At 60.8% G+C, this 22,950-nt stretch carries 19 protein-coding genes; 10 read left to right on the top strand and 9 right to left on the bottom strand.

Going from position 1 to position 22,950, the window contains the following annotated elements; translation table 11 throughout:
• Positions 1–20: 20 nt before the first annotated feature.
• Together KGB24_RS13005 and KGB24_RS13000 are read right to left on the bottom strand one after the other, a co-directional pair.
• The gene (locus KGB24_RS13005) at positions 21–1,895 is read right to left on the bottom strand and encodes a putative bifunctional diguanylate cyclase/phosphodiesterase (protein ID WP_223415999.1); all 1,875 of its coding nucleotides are present in this window, start codon (positions 1,893–1,895) and stop codon (positions 21–23) included.
• Positions 1,892–4,177 carry a putative bifunctional diguanylate cyclase/phosphodiesterase gene (locus KGB24_RS13000; protein WP_223416000.1) on the bottom strand — a complete coding sequence of 762 codons (2,286 nt, stop codon included), beginning with the start codon at positions 4,175–4,177 and terminating at the stop codon, positions 1,892–1,894. The genes KGB24_RS13005 and KGB24_RS13000 overlap by 4 nt, the downstream gene beginning before the upstream one ends.
• 258 nt (positions 4,178–4,435) lie before the next feature.
• On the opposite strand from KGB24_RS13000, the gene KGB24_RS12995 reads away from it, so the two are divergent.
• The 4 genes from KGB24_RS12995 to KGB24_RS12980 all read left to right on the top strand — a co-directional run bounded on the left by KGB24_RS12995 (position 4,436) and on the right by KGB24_RS12980 (position 7,595).
• On the top strand, positions 4,436–5,815 hold the full coding sequence (locus KGB24_RS12995) for an HD domain-containing phosphohydrolase (RefSeq protein WP_223416001.1): 1,380 nt from the start codon (positions 4,436–4,438) through the stop codon (positions 5,813–5,815).
• A 184-nt stretch (positions 5,816–5,999) separates the two neighbouring features.
• Positions 6,000–6,434, top strand: a complete 435-nt coding sequence (locus KGB24_RS12990; protein WP_223416002.1) for an NUDIX hydrolase — start codon at positions 6,000–6,002, stop codon at positions 6,432–6,434.
• 22 nt (positions 6,435–6,456) lie between these two features.
• On the top strand, positions 6,457–7,095 hold the full coding sequence (locus tag KGB24_RS12985; RefSeq protein ID WP_008032220.1) for a LysE family translocator: 639 nt from the start codon (positions 6,457–6,459) through the stop codon (positions 7,093–7,095).
• Between the two features lie 2 nt (positions 7,096–7,097).
• A complete protein-coding gene (locus tag KGB24_RS12980) occupies positions 7,098–7,595 on the top strand; it encodes a GNAT family N-acetyltransferase (protein WP_223416011.1) in 498 nt (165 codons plus the stop codon).
• Between the two features lie 120 nt (positions 7,596–7,715).
• On the opposite strand, the gene metR is transcribed toward KGB24_RS12980, so the two are convergent.
• Positions 7,716–8,633 carry a transcriptional regulator MetR gene (gene metR, locus KGB24_RS12975; RefSeq protein ID WP_008032216.1) on the bottom strand — a complete coding sequence of 306 codons (918 nt, stop codon included), beginning with the start codon at positions 8,631–8,633 and terminating at the stop codon, positions 7,716–7,718.
• A 108-nt stretch (positions 8,634–8,741) separates the two neighbouring features.
• Between metR and metE the strand changes: the two genes are divergently transcribed.
• The 5 genes from metE (at position 8,742) to KGB24_RS12950 (ending at position 14,894) form a co-directional block, all read left to right on the top strand.
• Positions 8,742–11,054, top strand: coding sequence for a 5-methyltetrahydropteroyltriglutamate--homocysteine S-methyltransferase (gene metE / locus KGB24_RS12970; RefSeq protein ID WP_223416003.1), 2,313 nt, complete (start codon positions 8,742–8,744; stop codon positions 11,052–11,054).
• Positions 11,055–11,285: 231 nt separating this feature from the next.
• Positions 11,286–12,320: an alpha/beta fold hydrolase gene (locus tag KGB24_RS12965; RefSeq protein ID WP_008032212.1), complete on the top strand. Its 1,035-nt coding sequence runs from the start codon at positions 11,286–11,288 to the stop codon at positions 12,318–12,320.
• 208 nt (positions 12,321–12,528) lie between these two features.
• On the top strand, positions 12,529–13,194 hold the full coding sequence (locus KGB24_RS12960) for a DsbA family oxidoreductase (protein ID WP_223416004.1): 666 nt from the start codon (positions 12,529–12,531) through the stop codon (positions 13,192–13,194).
• A gap of 99 nt (positions 13,195–13,293) precedes the next feature.
• Positions 13,294–13,989, top strand: coding sequence for a hypothetical protein (locus KGB24_RS12955; RefSeq protein ID WP_008032209.1), 696 nt, complete (start codon positions 13,294–13,296; stop codon positions 13,987–13,989).
• Positions 13,986–14,894, top strand: a complete 909-nt coding sequence (locus tag KGB24_RS12950) for a hypothetical protein (protein WP_223416005.1) — start codon at positions 13,986–13,988, stop codon at positions 14,892–14,894. The genes KGB24_RS12955 and KGB24_RS12950 overlap by 4 nt, the downstream gene beginning before the upstream one ends.
• A 39-nt stretch (positions 14,895–14,933) precedes the next feature.
• On the opposite strand, the gene KGB24_RS12945 is transcribed toward KGB24_RS12950, so the two are convergent.
• The 6 genes from KGB24_RS12945 to KGB24_RS12920 all read right to left on the bottom strand — a co-directional run bounded on the left by KGB24_RS12945 (position 14,934) and on the right by KGB24_RS12920 (position 22,334).
• Positions 14,934–16,322 carry a sigma-54-dependent transcriptional regulator gene (locus KGB24_RS12945; protein ID WP_145317465.1) on the bottom strand — a complete coding sequence of 463 codons (1,389 nt, stop codon included), beginning with the start codon at positions 16,320–16,322 and terminating at the stop codon, positions 14,934–14,936.
• Positions 16,312–18,084 (bottom strand): sensor histidine kinase, encoded by a 1,773-nt coding sequence (locus tag KGB24_RS12940; protein WP_223416006.1) that lies wholly within the window; start codon positions 18,082–18,084, stop codon positions 16,312–16,314. The genes KGB24_RS12945 and KGB24_RS12940 overlap by 11 nt, the downstream gene beginning before the upstream one ends.
• Before the next feature lie 10 nt (positions 18,085–18,094).
• On the bottom strand, positions 18,095–19,222 hold the full coding sequence (locus KGB24_RS12935) for a GNAT family N-acetyltransferase (RefSeq protein WP_223416007.1): 1,128 nt from the start codon (positions 19,220–19,222) through the stop codon (positions 18,095–18,097).
• A 136-nt stretch (positions 19,223–19,358) separates the two neighbouring features.
• Positions 19,359–20,237, bottom strand: coding sequence for an alpha/beta hydrolase (locus KGB24_RS12930; RefSeq protein WP_223416008.1), 879 nt, complete (start codon positions 20,235–20,237; stop codon positions 19,359–19,361).
• Complete coding sequence (locus tag KGB24_RS12925) at positions 20,234–21,628, bottom strand: aspartate aminotransferase family protein (RefSeq protein ID WP_008032198.1); 1,395 nt, start codon at positions 21,626–21,628, stop codon at positions 20,234–20,236. Before KGB24_RS12925 ends, KGB24_RS12930 begins: the two co-directional genes overlap by 4 nt.
• Positions 21,621–22,334, bottom strand: a complete 714-nt coding sequence (locus KGB24_RS12920; RefSeq protein WP_223416009.1) for an MtnX-like HAD-IB family phosphatase — start codon at positions 22,332–22,334, stop codon at positions 21,621–21,623. Before KGB24_RS12920 ends, KGB24_RS12925 begins: the two co-directional genes overlap by 8 nt.
• Positions 22,335–22,565: 231 nt before the next feature.
• Between KGB24_RS12920 and KGB24_RS12915 the strand changes: the two genes are divergently transcribed.
• Positions 22,566–22,950: MipA/OmpV family protein (locus KGB24_RS12915; protein WP_223463948.1), on the top strand; the 385-nt coding region annotated here is incomplete at its 3' end.

Raw genomic sequence — 22,950 nt, 5'->3', positions numbered from 1 at the left:
CGTGTGTCGTTGCGCATCGTTCACGTGGCAATAAATGGAACAGGTTTCACCGACTCTAGGTATCGGGCGAAGGCGTCCGGTTCGACGGCTTTGCTGAAGTAGTAACCCTGGCCTTCTTCACATTGATGGGCCTTGAGGAAATCCAGCTGTTCGAGGGTTTCCACCCCTTCGGCGATGATGGTCAGCTTGAGGCTGCGGCCCAGGCTGATGATGGCGCTGACCAGTGCAGCGTCGTTGCTGTCGGTGCTTAAACCGCGAATGAACGACTGGTCGATTTTCAGCACGTCGATGGGAAAGCGCCGCAAGTAGCTGAGGCTGGAGTAGCCGGTGCCGAAGTCATCGATGGCCAGCCGGATACCCATGACCTTGAGTCGGGTCAGGGCGGTGACGGTGGTATCGATGTTTTGCATCAACACGCCTTCGGTGATTTCCAGTTCCAGCAACGCCGGTTCCAGGCCCGTTTGTTCGAGGGTCAGTCCGATGCCGTCGACAAAGTCGCGCTGCCGGAAATCGATGGCCGACATATTCACCGACATGCATATTTTTGGCAGCCCTTCGGCTTGCCAGGCGCAGGCCTGCCGGCAGGCCTCGGCCAGCACCCATTTGCTCAGCGGCACGATCAGACCGCTGTCTTCGGCCACACCGATGAACTCCGATGGGTAGATCAATCCGTGCCCCGGTTTCTGCCAGCGGATCAACGCTTCGGCGCCAACCACCTGACCACTGCTCAGGTCCAGTTTGGGTTGGTAGTGCAGGATAAACTCGTTGCGCTCCAGCGCCAGGCGAATACCGGTTTCGATACTTTGCTGATCCCTGGCGCGCTGGTTCATTTCATCGATGAAAAAGCTGAAATCATTCGGGCCGATTTCCTTGATGTTGCGCATCGCGGTCTCGGCTTTTTTGATCAGCTCGATGGCTTCGAGGCCGTCATCGGGATAAATGCTGATGCCCAGGCTCGCGGTCACGCTCAAGTCGTGGCCAGCGATATGCAGGGGGATGCGAATGGCGTTCAAGAGTTTTTCGGCGATGCCCCTGGTCTGTTGAGGGTGGCGAATGTCGGCGAGGATGACCACGAACTCGTCGGAGCCATAGCGAAACACCGAATCCGACTCGCGCACGGTGGCCACCAGATTGCGGCTGACCTGTTTCAACATCTCGTCACCGGCCGGATGGCCGAGCGCATTGTTGATGCGCTTGAAGCGGTCGAGCCCCAGAAACATCACCGCCAGTTGTTTGTCATTGCGTCGTGAAAGGGCCAGCGACTGGTTCAACCGGTCACCCAGCAACGTGCTGTTGGGCAACTCGGTCAACACGTCGTACTGCAGCAGGTGCGACACCTTGAGCAGCTCGTGAACCCGCGCCTCGATGGTTTGCTCCAGGCTCAGCACTTTCATCGCCGCGTCCTGCGCCATCTGCCATTTCCAGGTCAGGGCACTGGCCATCTGGCGGATTTCCAGGCTGTCGAAGGGTTTTTTCAGCACCAGCATCTGGTCGCCGAACTCCAGCCGTTCGGTCATGGCTTCCCAGGTGTAATCCGAAAAAGCGGTGCACAGCGCGATTTCCAGGTGCGGGTCGGCTTGCCACATTTGCTTGATGGTTTCCAGGCCGTCCCAGCCCGGCGGCATGCGCATGTCGGTGAACACCAGCGCATAGGGGCGACCTTCAGCCAATGCGTGTTTGACCAGTTCGAGGGCTTCCTGCCCCTGGTACGCCGAGTCGAGCTGAAACGTCAGGCGATCCGTGTGCGGCGTGCCGAACAGTGCGGCTTCTGTGCCAGCGAGGGTCTGTTCATCGTCGGTTTCGGGGCCGAGGATCTTGCGGAAGTCATCATGAATCGAAGGCGTGTCGTCGACGATCAGGATGCGCCGGTTGGTCCGCACGCAAGGCACTTTCATCCTTTGTCCTCCGTGGACCGGTGCGGGTTGTCCCGGATCGGCACGATGCTTCCGGCTTTCAGCAGCTCGGCGGCCTGCTGGCTGCTGACCGCTTTGCTGAAAAAGTAACCCTGGGCGTTCATCGGCGAGCCGGTGGCCATCAATGAACTGCGCTGTTCCTGGGTTTCGACACCTTCGGCGATGATTCCGATCCCTACCTCCCGGGCGAAATTGATAATGGCGCGCAAGGTGTTGGCACTGGCCGGGTCGCGGGCGGCGGTATCGATGAACGGTTGAGCGAGCTTCAGGTGATTGACCTGATAGGTCTTGAGGTAATCGAACGACGAATACTCGGTGCCGAAGTCGTCGATGGCAATCTTCACCCCCAGCTCCCGCAGGCGCGGCAGCACATCGTTGTGGGTCCATTTGGTCTGGGCCAGCGTCGCCTCGGTGACGTCGAAGCGCAGGTCCCAGGCGCAGAGCTCCCAGCGCGCGGTGGTGCGCAGCACGTCATAAATCAGTTCCGGGCCGCTCTTGAGCTGGGCCAGGGACAGCTTGATCGCAATCACCGGTGGCGCGACACCTTCATCCCGCCACTGGCGCATTTGCCGGCAGGCGCGATCCAGCACCCAGTGACCGAGGGCGATGATGGTGCCGGTCTTTTCGGCGGCGGGCAGGAACGCGGGGGCTTCCAGCAAGCCGCGTCCGGGGTGATTCCAGGTGACCTGCGCTTCCATCCCGAGGATCTTGCCGCTGCTCAGGTCCACTTCCGGCCAGTAGCGCAGTTCGAGTTCATCGTGCTCGATGGCCTCTCTCAATTCGCTGGCGATGGTCATGCGCTCGACCATCTCCTGATTGATCTCTTCGGAGTGGAAGTGGTACTGGTTGCGGCCCTTTTCCTTGGAGCGATAGAGCGCCATGTCGGCCTGGGTCAGCAGGCCGTCGGCGCTGGTGCAGGCCGGGCTGTAACTGCTGATACCGATGCTGACCGACACCCGGACATCGTTGCCGGCCAGGGAGTAGGGGAGCACCAGCGCGTCGCGGACCTTGGTGGCCAGGGACGCGGAGTGGGTCGGGTCGCTGACGTCCAGTTGCAGGATCGCGAACTCGTCGCCGCCAAGGCGAGCGACGATATCGTTCTCACGTACGCAAGCCTTGATCCGCCGGGCGACTTCTTGCAGCAACAGATCGCCCACCGGGTGCCCGAGGGTATCGTTGATGCGTTTGAAGTGGTCGAGGTCCAGATAAAAGATGGCAAACGGGGTCGCGCCACGACGCGCAGCGGCGAAGGCCTGGTGCAGCCGTTCGATCAGCGTCGCGCGGTTGACCAGCCCGGTCAGCCCGTCGGTGCGCGCCAGCAGGAAGATTTTCTCCTCGGCCAGCTTGCGCTCGGTGATGTCGATGATGATGCCTTCGACTTCCAGCAGGCGGCCTTCATCGTCGCGCACCGGGATGTAGCGGTTTTCCACCCAGCGCCAGGCCCCTTCGCCAGTGCGCATCCGAAACTCGATGGACGCGCCGGCGGCATGGCGGTCCAGCACCCGCGCCATCGCCGTGTCGACCTTCGCTTGATCGTCGGGATGAATCAGCTCCCGGGCCCAGTTGGCCGAGGCCACCAGTTTTGCCGCGACATGCCCGTATTTGGTGATGTTGTGCGAGATGTACATCAGTGGAAACGACGGTTCGCCCCGCAGCCGATAGAGAATGGTCGGGCTGTTCTGCACGATGATGTTGGCATCGGACAGTTCCCGGGTACGCTCCTCGACCGCTTGTTCGAGCAGCGACATCTTCAGCGCCGCGTCTTCGGTCATTTGCCACTTGGCGGTCAGCGCGCTGGCCATCTGGCGGATTTCGATGGCATCGAACGGTTTCTTCAGAATCAGCAGACGGTCGCCGAGTTCCAGGCGCTCGTCGATGTCTTCCCAGGAATAGTCGGAGTAGGCCGTGCAAAGCGCCACTTGCAGCTTCGGATCGACCTGCCACAGCCGTTCGATGGTTTCCAGACCGTCCCAGCCTGGCGGCATGCGCATGTCGATGAAGGCCATCGCATAAGGCAGGTCGTTGGCCAGGGCTGTCTCGACCTTGTCCAGTGCTTCAAGGCCCTGAAACGCCGAGTCAAGGATGAAGCTCTGCAACGTGACGGCCGCCGTGGTGCCGAACAGGGCATTTTCAGCGCTGGTCAGGCTGTCGTCGTCAAACGAAGGCGGGCTGAGGATCTTGATGAAGTCCTCGTGGATTGAAGCGGTGTCGTCGACGATAAGAATCCGACGATTGGTCCGCGACAACAGCGTATTCATCGCCATATGCCGGGACCGACAGCGTTTTGATACACCGTGTTCATAAGGGGCATCCTTTCCCTGACCGCTTGGCCGAACGTACAGATAATGGATCCGAGTGACGTGAGCATAGTCGCCCGGATCAGACTTCGCGCAACCGACTGAAACGAATCATTGCGGTGGTGGATCGAAAATCATCTAGCCTGTAGGTCAGGATCCGGCAATAGGGGATGTTTGCCCGGTTCCCGACATATCGCTGTAACCGTTTTCGCCCGAGGTAATGCCATGGAAGAGCAACTCCCCACGAGGTCCACCTATAAACCCAAAGTGCTGCTGGTCGACGATGAGGAGTCCATCCTCAACAGCCTGCGTCGACTGTTGCGCGGCCAGCCCTACGACGTGTTGCTGGCCACCAGCGGCGCCCAGGCTCTGGAAATCATGGCGCAGCAGCCCATCGACCTGGTGATGAGTGACGCGCGCATGCCCAACATGGACGGCGCCACGCTGCTGGCCCTCATCCACCAGCATTACCCCGATACCGTGCGCATCATGCTGACCGGTTATGCCGATCCGTCAGCCATTATCAAAGCCATCAATGACGGGCAGATTCACCGTTACATCAGCAAACCCTGGCACGATGAGGAAATGCTGCTGGTCCTGCGACAATCACTCGCGTATCAGCATTCCGAGCGTGAACGGTTGCGTCTGGTCCAGGAAACGTGGGATCAGAATCAGGAATTGAAGCTGCTCAACATCACCCTGGACAAACGCGTCGCCTCCCGCACCGCTGAGCTGCAGCAGACCGCCGACATGCTCGACCTGGCCTACGAAGAGCTCAAGCACAGCTACGTTACCGGCACCGAAATGTTCTCGCTGCTGGCCAACCTGCGCATGCCGCCGGCCAAACAGACCAACCGCCAGATCATCGAGCTGGTGCGGGTGTACTGCAAACTTCATGACCTGGACGAAGGCACCAGCCGCGACCTGACCATGGCGGCGGCGCTCTACAACATCGGCAAGCTGAGCTGGACCGACAGCATGATGACCGCCCCCGCGGACCTGTTGCATCACAATGATCGCGAGCGTTATCGCAATTACCCGAAGCAGAGCGAATCCCTGTTGATGACGCTCGATCCGATGAAGGACGCTGCCCGTCTGATTCTTCACCATCAGGAGCGTTGGGACGGCAGCGGTTTTCCTGACCGGCTCAAGGGCGAGGCGATACCGGTCGGTTCCCGGCTGTTGAAACTGGCAGTGGATTTCATCGAGTTGCAGCGCGGGTTGATCCTGGAACGGCAGATGAACAGTGATGAGGCGCTGGTGTATATCCGCAGCTACGCCGGAAAACTCTACGACCCTGAGATGGTGGAGGATTTCATCAAGGTGTGTGCCGCGTACCTGAGCGATGTGTCCCTGGCCGATCCGATGGTCAAGGTCATGACCACCCGGGAATTGGCAGCGGGGATGGTCCTGGCACGCAACCTCAACGCCGACAACGGCATGTTGTTGCTCAACGCCGGCAAGGTGCTGAACGGACCGCTGGTGGAAAAGCTGATCGCCTTCGAAGCCATGGAGGGCGCGAAGTACAGCATTTTCGTGAAGGTGCCGGAAGAAGTGAACAGCGCGATTCTCGAGATGGAACAGGTTCCCCAAGCCTTGCATTGATCCTCTGTAGGAGTGAGCCTGCTCGCGATGAGGACGACGCGGTTTTTCAGGTACAGCGCGTCATCGTTCATCGCGAGCAGGCTCACTCCTACAGGGGCGGTGTTTCGCAGAGGTTTTTTCGGCGTGACGATGTCCCGCCACTCATGTGATGCTTGCACCTTTCAGCCAAGGCCACGCCTCACCCATGACACTTGCATCAGCCACTTCCCCCCGCATCATCCACATCGCCGCCGCCCTGTTGATCGGCCCTGACGGTCGCACGCTGCTGGTGCGTAAACGTGGCACTGAAGCTTTCATGCAACCGGGCGGCAAGATCGAAGCCCATGAACAACCGGTTCACGCCCTGGTGCGTGAGCTGGAAGAAGAATTGGGATTGGCCATCGATCCGGCGCACGCCACTTATCTGGGGCAGTTTTCGGCACCGGCCGCCAACGAGCCAGGTTTTGTCGTACAGGCCGAACTCTTTCAGCTGACTATCGATTCAGACGTATCGCCTGCGGCGGAAATCGAAGAGGTGCGCTGGATCGACCCCGCCACCGACGGCGATGTGACGCTGGCGCCATTGACACGCGACCTGATCCTGCCGTTTTATCGAGCCTCGCTGAGCACAATCGCCTGATCATTCACGCCAAGGAACCGCCATGATCCCGCTTCAAGACTTGCTGATCTTCGCCGCTGCCGCGTTGCTGATGGTACTGACGCCGGGACCGAACATGATCTACCTGATCTCTCGTTCGATCTGCCAGGGGCGCAAGGCCGGAGTGACTTCGTTGCTTGGTGTGGTGGCGGGTTTTTTTGTGCACCTGTTCGCCGCGGCAGCGGGATTGACGGCGGTGTTCCTCGCGGTGCCGATGGCTTATGAAGTGTTGAAGTGGGCCGGCGCGCTGTACCTGGTGTGGCTGGCCTGGCAGGCAGTCAAACCGGGCGCGCGTTCGCCGTTCGAGGCACAGCAGTTGCCACCGGACTCCTCGCGCAAACTGATCACCATGGGCTTTTTGACCAGCGCCCTGAACCCGAAAATCGCGGTGTTTTACCTCTCGGTGTTTCCGCAATTCATCACCCCTGAGCACGGTTCGGTGTTCAACCAAAGCATCATCCTCGGCCTGACCCAGATCAGCGTCAGTTTCAGCGTCAACCTGCTGATCGCGGTGTTCGCCGCCGGCATCGCATCGTGGTTCGTCAACAACCCGACCTGGCTGGCGGTGCAGCGTTACTTCATGGGGTTTGTGTTGGCGGCGCTGGCTGTGCGGCTGATGCTTGAGCAACGACGGACGGCGTGAACATGTGGATTGAACGGCTTGATGCCAGCCATGCCCTGGACTATCGGGCGTTGATGCTCGAAGCCTACGACCTGCATCCTCAGGCGTTTACCTCCACCGTGCGCGAACGCGCCACGATGCCGCTGAGCTGGTGGGAATCGCGCCTGAACAACAAACTCGATGTGGTGTTCGGGGCGTTTGAGGAGGGGAAGTTGGCGGGCATCGTCGGCCTCGCTTTCGATCCTCGGGAAAAGGCCCGGCACAAGGCGACGCTGTTTGGCATGTACGTGTCCAGTCAGGTCCGCCAGCGCGGGCTCGGTTATCAACTGGTGCAGGCGGCGTTGGCCGAAGCGCAAACCCACCCGGGGTTGAGGCTGATTCAACTGACCGTTACCGCCGGCAATGACGCGGCGTTCAACCTGTACCAGCGTTGCGGCTTCATCCAGTTCGGCCTCGAACCGCTGGCGGTGCGGGTGGGCGAGGACTACTTCGACAAGATTCATATGTGGCGCGAGATCTAAAGATCACAGAATCACCCTGTAGGAGCGAGGCTTGCCCGCGAAAGGAACGACGCGGTTATTTGGACAGACCGCGTTATCGTTCTTCGCGGGCAAGCCTCGCTCCTACAAGTCCGTGTCGTTCTAACGGACGGCGCTGACACCATCGAGTGTCGAGAACGACGTGTCCTTGGCCGTCAACAGGAAGTCGCGCATATACGGCGCATCCAGCATGTCCGCACGAACCGCCGCGTACAACGTCGCAAACAATCCCTTCTCGCCCAGTCGCTTGGCCTTCACGTAGCCCCGTGAACTGTATTCATGCAGCGCCCAGTGCGGCATGCCGCACACACCACGACCGCTGGCAACCAACTGCATCATCATCACCGTCAGTTCCGAGGTGCGGACCTGGGCCGGTTCGATGTCGGCCGGCTCCAGGAAGCGGGTGAAGATGTCCAGCCGGTCACGTTCCACCGGGTAAGTGATCAGGGTTTCCGTGAGCAAATCCTCCGGAACGATGTACGCCTTGTTCGCCAAACGGTGCTGATTGGCAACCGCGAGCATGGCTTCATAAGTGAACAACGGCACATACGTGATCCCGGCCAGTTCCAGCGGATCGGAGGTCACCACTAGATCCAGATCACCACGGGCCAACGCCGGCAGCGGTGCGAAAGAAAAGCCCGAGGCCAGGTCCAGCTCGACTTCCGGCCAGGCATCGCGGAACTGGTCGATGGTCGGCATCAGCCACTGAAAGCAACTGTGGCACTCGATCGCCATGTGCAAGCGCCCGGCGGTGCCACCGGCCAGCCGCGCGATATCACGCTCGGCGCCGCGCAGCAGTGGCAGGGTGGCGTCGGCCAGTTGCAGCAGGCGCAAACCGGCACTGGTGAAGCGCACCGGTTTGGTCTTGCGCACGAACAGCGGCATGCCCATGCGCTCTTCCAGCTCCTTGAACTGGTGGGACAGCGCTGACTGCGTCAGGTGCAGCCGGTCGGCGGCATCGACCAGGCTATCGGCTTCGCGCAAGGCGTGCAGGGTCTTCAAGTGACGGATTTCAAGCACCGGAGGGCTCCATGAGGAAAACTTGTGATCAACACGAAAAGGTTGAGTTTGTCTCATGTTGGGTTGGCTGTCGACAATAGCGCCATCTTTTACAAGGAGGAACTCACCATGGCTCTGGCCCACACACTTGGTTTTCCACGCATAGGCGCTGACCGCGAACTGAAAAAAGCCCTCGAATCCTACTGGAAGGGCGATCTCGATCAGGACGCGCTGAAAAGCGTCGGCCGCCAACTGCGCGCCACCCACTGGCAATTGCAGAAAGACGCCGGCATCGACCTGCTGCCGGTCGGCGACTTCGCCTGGTACGACCAGGTCCTGACGCATTCCCTGACCTTCGGTGTAATCCCGGAGCGTTTCGACAGCGCCAAGAATGCCAGGGGCCTGCCGTCGCTCGACACGTTGTTCGCCATGGCCCGTGGCGCCACCACCACTTGCTGCGGTGGCGAACACAGCAAAGCGCAATACGCACAGGAACTGACCAAGTGGTTCGACACCAACTACCACTACCTGGTCCCGGAGTTCAGCGCTGACCAGCAGTTCAAGCTGAGCTGGGAACAGCTGTTCGACGAAGTCGACGAAGCCAAGGCCCTCGGCCACAACGTAAAACCGGTGATCATCGGCCCGCTGACTTACCTGTGGCTGGGCAAGGCCAAAGGCAACGACTTCGACAAACTCGATCTGCTGGAACGCCTGCTGCCGATCTACGGTGAAATCCTCGGCCGCCTCGCCGCACAAGGCGTGGAGTGGGTGCAGATCGACGAACCGATCCTGACCCTCGACCTGCCGCAAGAATGGAAAAACGCCTTCGAACGCGCCTATCACATCCTCCAGTATTCGCCGCTGAAAAAACTGGTGGCGACCTACTTCAGCGGCCTGCAAGACAACCTCGGCCTGGCCGTCGGCTTGCCCGTACAAGGCTTGCACATCGATGCGGTGCGCGCGCCCGACCAACTGCTGCACGTGCTCGATCGTCTGCCGACCTACAAGATTCTCTCGGTGGGCCTGGTCAATGGCCGCAACGTCTGGCGCTGCGAACTGGAACCGGTGCTCGCACAACTGCAATTGGCCCAGGAACGTTTCGGCGACAACCTGTGGGTCAGCAGTTCCTGCTCGCTGCTGCACAGCCCGGTAGACCTGGAGCGCGAAGACAAACTCGATCCGGAACTGAAAAGCTGGCTGGCGTTTGCGGTGCAGAAGTGTGGCGAAATCGCCGTGCTGCGCGACGCGCTCAACGATCCGCAATCACCCAAAGTGCAAACCGCGCTGGCACAAAGCCGGGCGATTCAGGCCCGCCGTGCCGAGTCGCCGCGTATTCACAAAACCGAAGTGCAAGCCCGCATCAATGCCATCAGTGCAGCGGACAGCCAACGCCAATCGCCGTTCGCCAAACGCATCCAGCAACAACGCGCACGCCTGAAACTGCCGGCGTTCCCGACCACCACCATCGGCTCGTTCCCGCAGACCGGTTCGATCCGTCTGGCGCGACAGGCCTACAAGCAAGGCAAGCTGTCAGCCAACGACTACACCGACGCCATGCACCATGAAATCCGCCATGCCGTGCAGGTCCAGGAACGTCTGGGGCTGGATGTGCTGGTACACGGTGAAGCCGAACGCAACGACATGGTCGAGTACTTCGCCGAGCAGTTGGACGGCTACCTGTTCACCCGCTTTGGCTGGGTCCAGAGCTACGGTTCGCGCTGCGTCAAACCGGCAGTCATCTATGGCGACCTGAGCCGTCCGAAAGCCATGACGGTCGACTGGATCAGCTACGCGCAGAGCCAGACCGACAAGGTCATGAAAGGTATGCTCACCGGTCCCGTGACCATGCTGATGTGGTCGTTCCCGCGTGAAGACGTTTCGCGCAAAGTCCAGGCGCAGCAGTTGGCGTTGGCCCTGCGTGACGAAGTGGTCGACCTGGAAAGCGCCGGCATCAAGATCGTGCAGATCGACGAAGCCGCGTTCCGCGAAGGCTTGCCACTGCGTCGGGCGCAATGGCAGGAATACCTCGACTGGGCGGTGGAAGCATTCCGCTTGAGCGCCTCCGGCGTGCGCGATGAAACCCAGATCCACACGCACATGTGCTACAGCGAATTCAATGACGTGATCAAGGCGATTGCCGACATGGATGCCGACGTGATCACCATCGAAACCTCGCGCTCGGACATGGAATTGCTGGAAGCCTTCGAAGCATTCGACTACCCGAATGACATCGGTCCGGGCGTCTACGACATTCACTCGCCACGGGTGCCGGACACGGCCGAGATGGTCAAGTTGATGAGCAAGGCCGTGAAGCGCATTCCGGCAGAGCGGTTGTGGGTGAACCCGGATTGCGGTTTGAAGACCCGGGCATGGCCGGAAACTGAAGCGGCATTGGTGAACATGGTGGCGGCGGCGCGGCAGTTGCGCAGTCAGTTGGCTTAAGGACGCCATCGCGAGCAGGCTCGCTCCCACATTGGATTGATGTTGATCACAGATTTTGTGCACGACATCAATCCAATGTGGGAGTGAGCCTGCTCGCGATGAACGATAACGCGGTCTTGAAAAATGACCGTTCAGCAATCTTCATCAAACTGTCACGTAACTGTGGCAGCGCGCTTCAACAAACTTCATCAGACTCGCGCTCTACTGGGGTTCTGCGTTTCGGTGTTTTTCATGCGTGCACGATTTTTATCAACGGCGGCCTTCCTGGCCGCGTTGTTCTTTGGTCTTCCGTCCTTTGCGGCGTCTCGATGCGATGTCAATGTTCCGACCGAACGGGTCGATCTGGCGCAGGTGAGCCTGGCGTACCAGAGCATCGGCCGTGCCTCCGATCCTGCGTTGCTGCTGGTGATGGGCCTGGGCGGACAGTTGATTCACTGGCCGGACGAGGTGGTGGTTGCGCTGTGTCAGCAGGGTTTTCGGGTGATTCGGTATGACAATCGCGATGTCGGCCTGTCCACCTGGCGGCAATCGCCTGCCGACGCCAACCTGACCTTCGAAGTGCTGCGCTACAAACTCGGTTTGCCGGTATCGGCGCCGTACTCCCTGACCGACATGGCCGACGATGCGCTGGGTTTGATGGATGCCTTGCACGTCGAGCAATTCCACGTGCTGGGCGCGAGCATGGGCGGGATGATCGCCCAGCACATGGCGGCCATGGCGCCGCAGCGGGTCGAGAGCCTGACGCTGATCATGACCAGTTCCGGTGCCGAAGGCTTGCCGGCGCCGAACGCGGCGCTGGTACAACTGCTTTCGCGGCGTGGCGCGCCGAATCGTGAAGTGGCGCTGGAGCAGCAGGCTGATTTGTTGGCGGCGCTGGGTAGCCCGTCGGTGAGTGATGATCGGCAGGCGCTGTTGCATCAGGCGGCGCTGTCCTATGACCGTGCGTTCAACCCCGAGGGTGTGAAGCGTCAGATCATGGCGATCCTCGCGGAGCCGAGCCGGGTGGCACTGCTCAATCAACTGCGGGTGCCGACGCTGGTGGTTCATGGCACTGCCGATCCGCTGTTGCCGGTGATGCATGGCGTGCACCTGGCGGCGCATATTCGTGGCAGCCAGTTGAAGCTGATTCCGGGGCTGGCCCATCGTTTTCAGGAAGCCTTCAAAGCGCCATTGCTCGCGGCGGTGCTGCCCTATTTGCAGGCCCACCGCGAGGACACTTCGCATTGGGCACAGATCGATCCGGTGGCCGAACACAACCTCTTGTAACGATGGCGGCCTCGACAACGATGCAAGGTTTGAAGGCCCCATCGCCAGCAAGCCGGCTCCTACAGACCGGGTTGACACACCTGACCTTGTAGGAGCTGGCTTGCCAGCGATGACGGCCTGACAGCCAACCAATTTCTAACTGATGTACTCAGACCCACAGGTGTATCGTTCAACTTTTCCGGCCCGTATCCAGCCCGAGAGGTGAGTGATGAGTACCCCCCTGAAAATCGATTTCGTCAGCGACGTGTCCTGCCCCTGGTGCGTTGTCGGGCTGTACGGCCTGACCCGTGCCCTGGATCTGCTGGGGGACGAGGTCCAGGCCGAGATCCGTTTCCAGCCGTTCGAGCTGAACCCGAAGATGGGCCCGGAAGGGCAGAACATCACCGAACACATCACCGAGAAATACGGCTCGACCCCGGAGCAGTCGCAGAAGAACCGCGAAATGATCCGTGCGCGTGGTGCCGAAGTCGGGTTCGCCTTTCGCACCGACGGCAACAGCCGCATCTACAACACGTTCGATGCGCATCGCTTGCTGTACTGGGCGGGGCTGGAAGGGTTGCAGTTCAATCTGAAAGAGGCGTTGTTCAAAGCGTATTTCACGGAGGGCGGCAATCCGTCCGACCACGCTCAGTTGGCGCAGATCGCGCAAAGTGTTGGCCTGGACCGGCAGCGGGCCGAGGCGATCCTGGCCTCGGACGAGTTCGCCAAAGAGGTGCGTGAGGAGGAGCAGTTGTGGCTGTCGCGGGGGGTGAGTTCGGTGCCGACGGTGGTGTTCAACGGGCAATACGCAGTCAGCGGCGGGCAACCGGTGGAGACATTTGTCGGGGCTATCCGGCAGATCATGAGTGAAGTGAAGGGCGGAAAGGTCAGTTGATCGGCGCCAGTTGAAAACAAATATATCAATGTGCCACTATTGTTTCAGCCGTTGCTGCCGACATAAACAGCAACGTTTTCATTCATAGGGACATGATCCATGACTTTTCATGCTTTTCGCACTTGGGCGGCGCTGACACTGCTTGCCTGCCTGACCCTCACCGGCTGCGCCCACGTTCAACCGCCTGTTCCGCTGGACAAACAATTCTGGGATGCCAAAGAGCCGACCATCGGCGTGGCCATCACTGTGGTGCCGGCGCCGGTGCTGGCGCTGACCGGTCAACAGGGGATGCTCGATTACGCAATCAACCGGGGCGTGAACAGCAAACTCAGTGACAACGTCGAAAAATGGCAAGTGCGCGACTTGAACACGTTGCCGGATGTCATCGTCGCCAAGCTTCAGGCCAAGGGCTACAAGGTCAAGCGGATCAACGAGCCGGTTGACCTGAATGCCTATAAGGAAACCAGTTTCCGTGAAGGATATGTGGGCCGTGACCTCACGCCGGTCAAGGGCGCTTATGGCGTCGATCGTCTGTTGCTGGTGAATGTCTTCGCCACCGGCGCTACCCGCAGTTACTACGGATTTGTGCCGACCAGCGTTCCGATGGCGCAGGTGAGCGGGCAGGGCATGGTGGTCGATCTGGCCGACAACAAACTGCTGTGGTTCAAACCTTTCACTGCGGTGCAAGCGGCCCAGGGTGAGTGGGATGAACCGACCTACACCAACCTGTCCAACGCCTTCTACCAGGCCATGGACAATAGCCGTCAGCAAATGATCACGCCGTTCGAGCAATGAAGCGCTCGATCTTGGGGGCCTGCGCGCTGCCCCTGCTGATGCTTGCCGGTTGTGCACAGAAACCCGCGCCCGAGACCGGTTTCAAGTCGCAGAGTGCTGCGTCCTACGTCCAGGCTCATGGGCTGAAAGTGGACATGCAGTTGCCGCAGGCGTTTGTCGGTGCGAGCACGGTGATTGACGCCAAGGCGGCGCAGGAGGCTGCGGAGTCGAGTCATAACCTGGTGGCGAGTTCCGGCAACACGGCCGGGTTGGCCGGTCTGCTGGTGGCGAGCCTGATCAACACCCAAATGGGCAGTGGCAGCTTGCAGCGCGATGCGGAAAAGGTTGCGCTCAAGGATTCACGTCCAATGGCCGACCTGCTCGCCGGTGTGCCGTTGCAGGAACGTCTGCAACAGCGTTATCAACAGGCATCGCACTCGGCAGGACTGAAGCAGGGCGAAGGGCAGGTCACCGGGCGGCTGGTGATCGAACCCAAACTGATGCTCACCCCCGATCGCGGCAGTTTTGTGCTGATCAATCAGGTGCAGGTTCAGGACATTGCCGGGATGGCGCTGTACCGCATGCGCATCGAAGTGGCCAGTCAGCCGATACGCCGTTGCGGCAAGCAATGCATCGACGACGGCAGCCTGGATCTGGCGAAGGTCACCGCTGTGCTCGACGAATGCATCGATGAATCCATGCGCGTGCTGGCCACCGACCTGATGCTGCCGGCTCCCCCGGAAGCGGCCCAGGAAACCTTGCGGTATGTGCTGGATGGTCAGCGCGTGGTCGAGCGCGGTTACCAACTGGCCAACAACGGCAATTACTGGCGTTACCGTAACCTCTACGGCGCGGTGAAATCAGTCCCGGTGCCGTTCGAAGATGCGCTGACGCAAGCGCAGTTGCAGAAGGTTTATGCGCACTAGCTTCGCAGGTCATGCCCGCACTGCTCGTGGGCATGAAAGTCAGCGCACAATCTTGTCCACATGAATCCCCAGCTTCTTCAACCGATACCAGAAGCTGCGTTCGGAAATCCCGATCAACTGCGCCGCGGCTGCCTGCACGCCGTTGCTCTGTGCCAGCGCCGCCAGAATGTAGGTTTTTTCCACCTCGGCCAGCGCCGCTTCCAGGTCTGCCGGCACGCTGCCCTCAGCGATCAACGTGGCGCCGTCGGCGGAGCTTGAAGCAAACAGGTACGCCGGCAGGTCTTCCTCTTCAATCACCGCGCCCGAGGCGACAATGGTCGCCCGCTCCACGCAGTTTTGCAGTTCGCGAATATTCCCCGGCCACGAATACCGGGCCATGGCCTGCAACGCCTGCGGGCTGAAACCGCTGAAACGTTTGCCGGCCGCAGCCCCCAGCGTGTGGGCGAAATGCCGGGCCAGCGGCGCAATGTCTTCAACCCGTTCGCGCAGGGCCGGCAGCGGAATCGGGAAGACGTTGAGGCGGTAGTAAAGGTCTTCGCGAAACTCCTTGTTGGCCACCGCGTCCAGCAGGTTTTTGTTGGTCGCCGCGATCACCCGTACATCGACCTTGCGCTCGCGGGGATCGCCCACCGGTTCGATCACTCGTTCCTGTAAGGCCCGAAGGATTTTTGCCTGCAAGGCCAGCGGCATTTCGCCGATTTCATCGAGAAACAGCGTGCCCTTGTCAGCCTGCTGGAAGCGCCCGACGCGATCCGCCACCGCGCCGGTAAACGCGCCTTTGCGGTGGCCGAACATTTCGCTTTCCAGCAGCCCTTCGGGGATTGCCGCGCAGTTCACCGCGACAAAAGGCTTGTCGGCGCGATTGCCGTGGGTGTGGATCGCCCGGGCGACCATTTCCTTGCCGGTGCCGCTTTCGCCGGTCAACAGAATGGTCGCGTTGCTTTCGCGCACCGAGTCGATGGCGTGCAGCACCCGTCGAAAGCTTGGGCTGTCGCCGATCAGGCTGTCGATCTGCCGGTGTTCGTCGAGCTCGGCGCGCATGCGCTGGTTGTCTTTGAGAATGTCGCGAAATTGCAGGGCCTTGTTGACGGTGATGTCCAGCTCATCAATGTCGAACGGCTTGGCGATGTAGTCGAAGGCGCCGTTGCGCATCGACTGCACGGCGTTTTTCACCGTGCTGTAGGCGGTCATGACGATCACCGGCAACTGCGGAAAACGGCTTTTGATTTCCGCCAGCAGTTGCGGGCCGTCCATGCCGGGCATGCGCCAGTCGCTGATCACCAGGTCGATGTCTTCGCACTCCAGCACCTTGAGCGCGTGCAGGCCGTTGCCGGCGGTGAACACCACAATGCCGTTCTGACTGAGCGCCGAGGCCAGCAGGTCGCAGAGCTTGGGCTCGTCGTCGACCACCAGTACGTTATGTGTCATCGCTGCCCTCGTCGAAGTCTTCACCGTTGGCCGGAATGTACAGGGTGAATGTGGCCCCGGCATCTTTTTCACTGACGCATTCGATGCGCCCGTCATGACTCTCCATGATCGAGAACACCTTGGCCAGACCCAGCCCGGTGCCCGAGGCCTTGGTGGTGACGAACGGTGTGAAGATCCGTTCGAGCATGTCCGGTTCAATGCCTTGGCCGGTGTCGCTGATGCTGATCACCGTGTAGTGCCGGTCGCTGCTGATGCCCAGGGTCAGCCGCCCACCGTCGGGCATGGCGTCGATGGCGTTGACGATCAGGTTCAGGCCGGCCTGCTTGATTTGCCGCGCGTCGGCGTAAAGCGTCGCGGTGGGCGATTGATCATCGATTTGCACATCGATGTTGTGGCTGGCCAGCTCCGGCGCGCAGAAGCCGGCCAGTTCATCCACCAGCGGGCGTGCCAGTTGGGTCGAGCGCATCGGTGCGCTGGGTTTGGCGAAGTCGAGGAAGTCGGTGATCAGGTCGTTGATCCGGCTGACTTCGCTGACCACGTATTCCAGATGACGCTTGTCGGTCTCGGGCAAATCGGCGCGCCGGTGCAGCAGTTGCGTCGCGGTTTTGATGATGCCCAGCGGGTTGCGGATTTCATGGGCCAGGCCCATCGCCACTTCGCCCAGCGCATGCAGGCGGTCACGCCGACGCAGTTGCGATTCCAGATGCTGCAACTCGCCGAGGCGTTCGCTCATGTGGTTGAAGGTGCTGCTCAGTTCCGCCAGTTCGTCGCCGCCGGTGACCGGCAGGCGTTGGCGATAATCCCCGGCGATCACCGCTTGTACGCCTTTGGATAGCCCGCGCAACGGCTTGGTCAGGCGCTGCGAAACCAGCCAGCCGACCGCCAGGGACGCCGCCGAGCTGAGCAGGAAAATCAGGATGAACAGGTTGCTCTGATTGACCAGCCCGACCAGGCTGGTGTGGCGCAACAGGCCGCTGAAAATCACCCCTTGCAGCTCGCCGTTTTCGTTGAGGATCGGCCGGTAGATGCCGCTGTAGCGGTTGGTGAATTGTTCGATTGGCTGTTTGGTGCTGCGCAGGATCTGTTCGATTTTTTCCGGCACGGCCGCCGGGTGGTCCTCGAAGCGCTGGGTGGAAAAAATCTCCGAGAAGTCATTGGCCTTGGCCAGATACAGGCGCAGGTCCAGCGAGTGCACGTCGGCCACGCTGGTGAGGAAACTGTTGTCGAGGTAGGTGGCAATCACCAGTTTGTACTCGACGCCGTCCTGATCCGTTTCGAAGGTCGAGACCACCGTGCCGGTCGCCACGCCACCGACTTGCAGGGTTTGCAGCACCGCCTTGGGCGCGGTGCTGATCTGGCGGACGATGTCGTCGGCGGCGGTGCTGAACACCACTTTGTGATCGCTGGCGCGCACCAGCGCCACGACGTCGATGCCCATGGAGTCGGCGATGTCGGTGGTGAGTTTGTCGTGTTTGTTCGCCAGCCGATCGGTGGGCGGGCGCGTGTAACGCAGGAATAGCTGCGCGACCCGGGCGTTGTCGCGCAGGATTTCGCTGATCTCGTCCTCGACGATCTTGGTCGATTCCTGCAGCCAGATGCGTACGTTGCTGTCGAAAATCTGCGACAGCGTGGTGGCCGCCAGTTCGGCGGCGATCATCGTCGGAATGACGCTGACCAGCCAGAACGCCAGCACCAGTTTGCGCTGCAGGCTCCAGCCGGAGAGGGCGAAAGGTCGAGCGTTGGTGCGTGAGTCTTTGGTCATTGTGCTTCGCTTATTGCTGCTCGCTGATCGCGGCGGCCATGGCAGGGTCGGAACGGTCCGGTCGGATAAACAGTTTCACCACACGCAACAGGCTGTCGAGCAAGCGGTTGCGATGGCGGAAAAACACGGTGTTGCCGGTAAACGAGCAACCCAGGCGCAGCTTACTGGCATAACCGGCCTGGCCGCACGCGTAGATCGGGATGCCGTGCTCAATACAGTAGTCGACATTGGCCAGCCAGCTGCGCACGTAGAGATTGTGTTCACGGGTCCGGGCCAGGTCGTGGGCGAAGAACTTGTCGACCAGGCGCTGTTCGTCGAACAGCACAAGGTTGAACGCCACCAGCTCTTCGCCGACCCAATACAAAACGCACGCGGCACGTTCATCGAGGTGTTCCAGGACCTGGCGGAAGTAGCCGGGCGGCAGGCGTTCGAAGGTCAGGTCGCTGCGGCTCAGCGTGGCCTCGTAAAGCGCCATCATGCGCGGCAGCAGGTCATCGACCGAGCGCCGCCATTCGATGCGCGGCCCCTGGCCACGCAGGGTGCGGCGCAGGTCTTTGCGGGTGGATTTGCCGAGCGTGCCGAGGTAGGCGTCCACCGAGCCAAAACGGATCGGCAGCTCGGCGCTGGGCAGGCCGGGCATGCTTTGCAGACCCGCGTCCTGACACACCTGCAACCATTGCGGGTCGCGGTGAGAAGCATCCTTGACGGCCAGCAAACCGACCCCGGCCTGATCGGCGTCGTGGCGCGCCAGCCGTAATAATTGCTGAAGCAGGTCCACGCGCCGGGCCGCGTCGATGTGCGGTGCGGTCCCGACATGGCACTGCTCGGCCACCGGTGAACCGAGGGCATACAGGCGCACATCGAACAGCCCCGGCCACACGCGGCGCAGGCGTTCGCTGATGCGTTTGCCCAGCCCCTGAACCGTGGTGTCCAGCGAGTAAGCGGTGGTGAACGCCACGGCTGCCGCGATCAGTACCTCGTCTTCGTACAGCGCCAGATAGCGCCATTGAAAGTCTGCGATGCCGGCCCGTTCAACCGCCCGGTAGTAATTCCAATCCTCCAGCTCGGCAGGGAAGCAGGCATTCCAGGCATCGCGGCCAATGGCCTCGATCGTCGAAAAGGCAAGGGCTGTGATCACATCGTTTCCTTAAGGTGTTACCGCCTCACCCGGTCCGTAGGAGCTGCCGGAGGCTGCGATCTTTTGATCTTATAGATCAAGATCAAAAGATCGCAGCCTCCGGCAGCTCCTACCGGGATCGTGGATTTCGTCAGCTTCAGGCCAGTTGCCGATAGTCCTGGCGCATGGGTTTCGGGGCGCGGCGCTGTTGAATGAAACGTTGCCGGATGAAGTCCGCGCTCAGCTCCACCACGCGGCGGTATTGCAGGTCGACGGTGATCATGTGGTAGCAGTCGTCGAGCAGAACCTTCACCACCGGACCGCCGAGTTTGCGTTCCACATAATCGGCGTTCCAGCGGCTGGTGATGTCGTCTTCGCGCGAGTGCAGCACCAGCGTTTGCGTGGTGATCTGCGGCATGCGTTTTTTCACCGCCGCCACCAGTCGATGCAGTTCCCGGACACTCACCCCGGACATGGTCAGCAGCCCGGCATTGCTGCTCTCGCCAGCCTTCATCTGCCGCTCGACGACCGCTCGCAAGCGTTCGTCCTTGATGCCAAAAGGTGATTTTTCGTTGAAGCGGCATAGGTGCACGCCAAACGGAATCGCCATCAGCAACGGCGTGAGCACCGCGACTTTGGGCATGTTCCAGCCGTCGTAACGCAGGGTCGTCGAATACAGCAACAAGCCTTCGATCTGCCCCGGATGCTCGGCGGCGAGGTACATCGACAGCACCGCGCCCATCGACAAACCGCCGACGAACACGTGCTCGTGTTTGCGCCGCACACCGATGAAGGTATTGCGTGCGCTCTCGTACCAGTCACGCCAACCGGTGGCTTGCAGGTCGGCGTTGTCTCCGCAGTGTCCGGCCAGCGTCGGCACGTACACCGTGCAGCCCGCCTTGGCCAGGCCGATGGCGACCCGACGCAACTCGGTCGGGGTGCCGGTGAGGCCGTGGATCAACAACACCGCGACCTCCCCGCTGCCGAGAACGAAACCGGCGCTGCCTTCGCCCATGTCGATCTCTTGCTCGTTCATCGTGTCATCGCCCGATGCAGCAAGCGGTCGAGCAGGGCGATGCCCAAATCGATTTCCGGATAGCTGATTTCCAGCGACGGCGCGAGGGTGATGACGTTCTTGTAGTAACCGCCCACATCGAGAATCAGGCCCAGGCGTTTGCCGTCGATTTCGATGTCGCCCTTCATGCCTTCTTCGACCATGAAATCGAGCGTGGCCTTGTCCGGCGTGAAACCGTCCGGGCCGCAGATTTCACAGCGCAGCGCCAGGCCCAGGCCGTCGACGTCGCCGATGATCGGGTAGCGTTTCTGCAAGTCTTTCAAACCTTCGAGGAAGTACTTGCCCTTGTTCATGACCATCGCGCCGTAGTCGACTTCGCTGGTCATCTTGAACATTTCCAGGCCCACCGCTGTGCCCAACGGGTTGGAGGCGAACGTCGAGTGGGTCGAGCCTGGCGGGAAGATTTTCGGGTTGATCAGCTCTTCTTTTGCCCAGATGCCGCCCAGCGGGTTGAGGCCGTTGGTCAGCGCTTTGCCGAAGACGATGACGTCGGGTTTGACGTCGAAGTGCTCGATCGACCACAGCTTGCCGGTGCGATAGAAGCCCATCTGGATTTCGTCGACCACCATCAGAATGCCGTGCTGGTCCAGCACATGCTTGAGTTCGCTGTAGAAGTTCATCGGCGGAATCACGTAGCCACCGGTGCCCTGGATCGGCTCGACGTAGAACGCGGCGTATTCGCTCTGGCCGACTTTCGGGTCCCAGACGCCGTTGTATTCGGTCTCGAACAGGCGGGCGAATTGCTGCACGCAATGGCTGCCGTATTCTTCCTTGGTCATGCCTTTCGGGCCACGGAAGTGATACGGGAACGGGATGAAATTGGCGCGCTCGCCGAAGTGGCCGTAGCGGCGGCGATAGCGGTAGCTGGAGGTGATCGACGACGCGCCGAGTGTGCGCCCGTGGTAACCGCCCTCAAACGCGAACATCAGGCTCTTGCCGTTGGTGGCGTTACGCACGACTTTCAGCGAGTCCTCGATGGACTGCGACCCGCCGACGTTGAAGTGCACGCGACCGTCGAGGCCGAATTTTTTCTTCGCGTCGACCGCGATCATTTCCGAGAGCTCGATCTTGCCTTTGTGCAGGTACTGGCTGGCGATCTGCGGCAGGGTATCGATCTGCTGTTTCAGCGCATTGTTCAGGCGCGGGTTGGCGTAACCGAAGTTGACCGCCGAGTACCACATTTGCAAATCGAGGTAGGCCTGGTCTTCGGTGTCCCAGACGTAGGAGCCTTCGCATCGGCTGAAGATACGCGGCGGGTCGATGTAGTGAACGGTGTCGCCGTAGGAGCAGTATTTGGCTTCTTTATCCAGGAGGATCTGGTCTTCTGCGGTGGCGATTCGAATATCAGACATGGTGGAGGAGTTCCTGATTTTCTGCGTTGAAGGTTTCTACGTTGAAAGAGGTGGCATTGGCGGCGTTGGCGCTTGGCAGCAAGGCCAGCAACGCAGGCAGTTCGGCGAAGCTTTCGAAGCGCGCATAGGCGATGCCGTTGCGCTCGCAGTGCTCGGCCAGGCGATCCTTGGCGAACACGAAATCGGCGGTGGCGGCCACGCACATGTCGGACTGGCCGTCGCCGATTACCAGTACCCGTTTGGTGCTGGGGGTGGACTTGCATTTGCAGTTGCCGGAGGCGGCGCGGCAGGCGTCGCTGGCATGGGGGAAGTCGATGCGCCAACTGTCGTGATCGAGCTGGCGCAGGCGATTGGCGAGGATCGGCAAGAGGCTGACGTAGTTGCGCGCCAGGATCCGTGCGATGCCTTGCTCGATGCCGTCGCTGACCACTTCGAGGGACGCGCCTAGGCCGATCACGTGGTCGACGAAGTCGGGGAAGTCCGGGTCGATCTCGACTGTGTCGAAGAACCCGAGCAGCTCGGACGGTGTGGCCTTGACCAGCGAGAGCTGGCGGCTGAGGCATTCACGGGAACCGATGTCGCCCGCCAGCCACTCGTTTTCAATCGCTTCCCAGCTCGGGTCGGCGAACCGTTGGAGGATGCTGTCGATCACGTCGGTGCGGGTGATGGTCCCGTCGAAATCACACACGATATGCCAGTCAATCATCTGCGTTACCTATCTTGTAAAAAGTGTGCGCCGGGTGTGCTGTCTGCGCTGCACAGGGGGTAGAGCAGGGACTGTGCCAACCGGGTTTGGCCCAGCTGGGGCGGGGTTCTGGCGTGTGTTCGTGTCTTCGAAGCTACAATTTTTGTAGGTCGCTACAAACAACATGAGTGCTTGCGCCGGGAGCGCGATCCGGGGATTGATGCGCGCATGTCCCGTTCAAGGAATTGCCTCATGTCGAGGATCACTGTTGCTCTATTCGCCGCGCTGACGTGCCTTTCGGCCAACGTTTCAGCAGACGGCATCACCGGCGAAGCAGGGGTTGGCCTCAGCTATCAGCCGCACGACCCAACCGGCAGCCGTTACGAAACCCGGCCCGTGCCGTACCTCGATCTGGACTGGGGCGATGTCAGCCTGAGCACCGATGACGGGCTGACCTGGGACGCGTTCAACGCAAGTGGCTTCAGCGCCGGGCCGTTCCTGAATTACCTGCCGGGACGGACCTCCAACGGTGAGCTGCAAGGCTTGCGCGATGTGCCGGACATGGGCGAAGTGGGCGGGTTTGTGCAGTACGCACCGGCCGATTTCTGGCGGGTATTTGCTTCCGTTGGCCAGGCGG

Origin of the sequence: Pseudomonas sp. BF-RE-25 (assembly GCF_019956105.1) — a bacterium.
In the GTDB taxonomy this organism is placed as follows: Bacteria; Pseudomonadota; Gammaproteobacteria; order Pseudomonadales; family Pseudomonadaceae; genus Aquipseudomonas; species Aquipseudomonas migulae.
Note: the sequence above shows the minus strand (reverse complement) of the source record. Positions and strands in the feature narration are given on the sequence as shown.

Bases quoted from the DNA above. Each gene is read 5' to 3' on its own strand.
- KGB24_RS13005 (WP_223415999.1), bottom strand. From the start codon at position 1,895: ATGAAAGTGCCTTGCGTGCGGACCAACCGGCGCATCCTGATCGTCGAC.
- KGB24_RS13000 (WP_223416000.1), bottom strand. From the start codon at position 4,177: ATGGCGATGAATACGCTGTTGTCGCGGACCAATCGTCGGATTCTTATC.
- KGB24_RS12995 (WP_223416001.1), top strand. From the start codon at position 4,436: ATGGAAGAGCAACTCCCCACGAGGTCCACCTATAAACCCAAAGTGCTG.
- KGB24_RS12990 (WP_223416002.1), top strand. From the start codon at position 6,000: ATGACACTTGCATCAGCCACTTCCCCCCGCATCATCCACATCGCCGCC.
- KGB24_RS12985 (WP_008032220.1), top strand. From the start codon at position 6,457: ATGATCCCGCTTCAAGACTTGCTGATCTTCGCCGCTGCCGCGTTGCTG.
- KGB24_RS12980 (WP_223416011.1), top strand. From the start codon at position 7,098: ATGTGGATTGAACGGCTTGATGCCAGCCATGCCCTGGACTATCGGGCG.
- metE (WP_223416003.1), top strand. From the start codon at position 8,742: ATGGCTCTGGCCCACACACTTGGTTTTCCACGCATAGGCGCTGACCGC.
- KGB24_RS12965 (WP_008032212.1), top strand. From the start codon at position 11,286: ATGCGTGCACGATTTTTATCAACGGCGGCCTTCCTGGCCGCGTTGTTC.
- KGB24_RS12960 (WP_223416004.1), top strand. From the start codon at position 12,529: ATGAGTACCCCCCTGAAAATCGATTTCGTCAGCGACGTGTCCTGCCCC.
- KGB24_RS12955 (WP_008032209.1), top strand. From the start codon at position 13,294: ATGACTTTTCATGCTTTTCGCACTTGGGCGGCGCTGACACTGCTTGCC.
- KGB24_RS12950 (WP_223416005.1), top strand. From the start codon at position 13,986: ATGAAGCGCTCGATCTTGGGGGCCTGCGCGCTGCCCCTGCTGATGCTT.
- KGB24_RS12945 (WP_145317465.1), bottom strand. From the start codon at position 16,322: ATGACACATAACGTACTGGTGGTCGACGACGAGCCCAAGCTCTGCGAC.
- KGB24_RS12940 (WP_223416006.1), bottom strand. From the start codon at position 18,084: ATGACCAAAGACTCACGCACCAACGCTCGACCTTTCGCCCTCTCCGGC.
- KGB24_RS12930 (WP_223416008.1), bottom strand. From the start codon at position 20,237: ATGAACGAGCAAGAGATCGACATGGGCGAAGGCAGCGCCGGTTTCGTT.
- KGB24_RS12925 (WP_008032198.1), bottom strand. From the start codon at position 21,628: ATGTCTGATATTCGAATCGCCACCGCAGAAGACCAGATCCTCCTGGAT.
- KGB24_RS12920 (WP_223416009.1), bottom strand. From the start codon at position 22,334: ATGATTGACTGGCATATCGTGTGTGATTTCGACGGGACCATCACCCGC.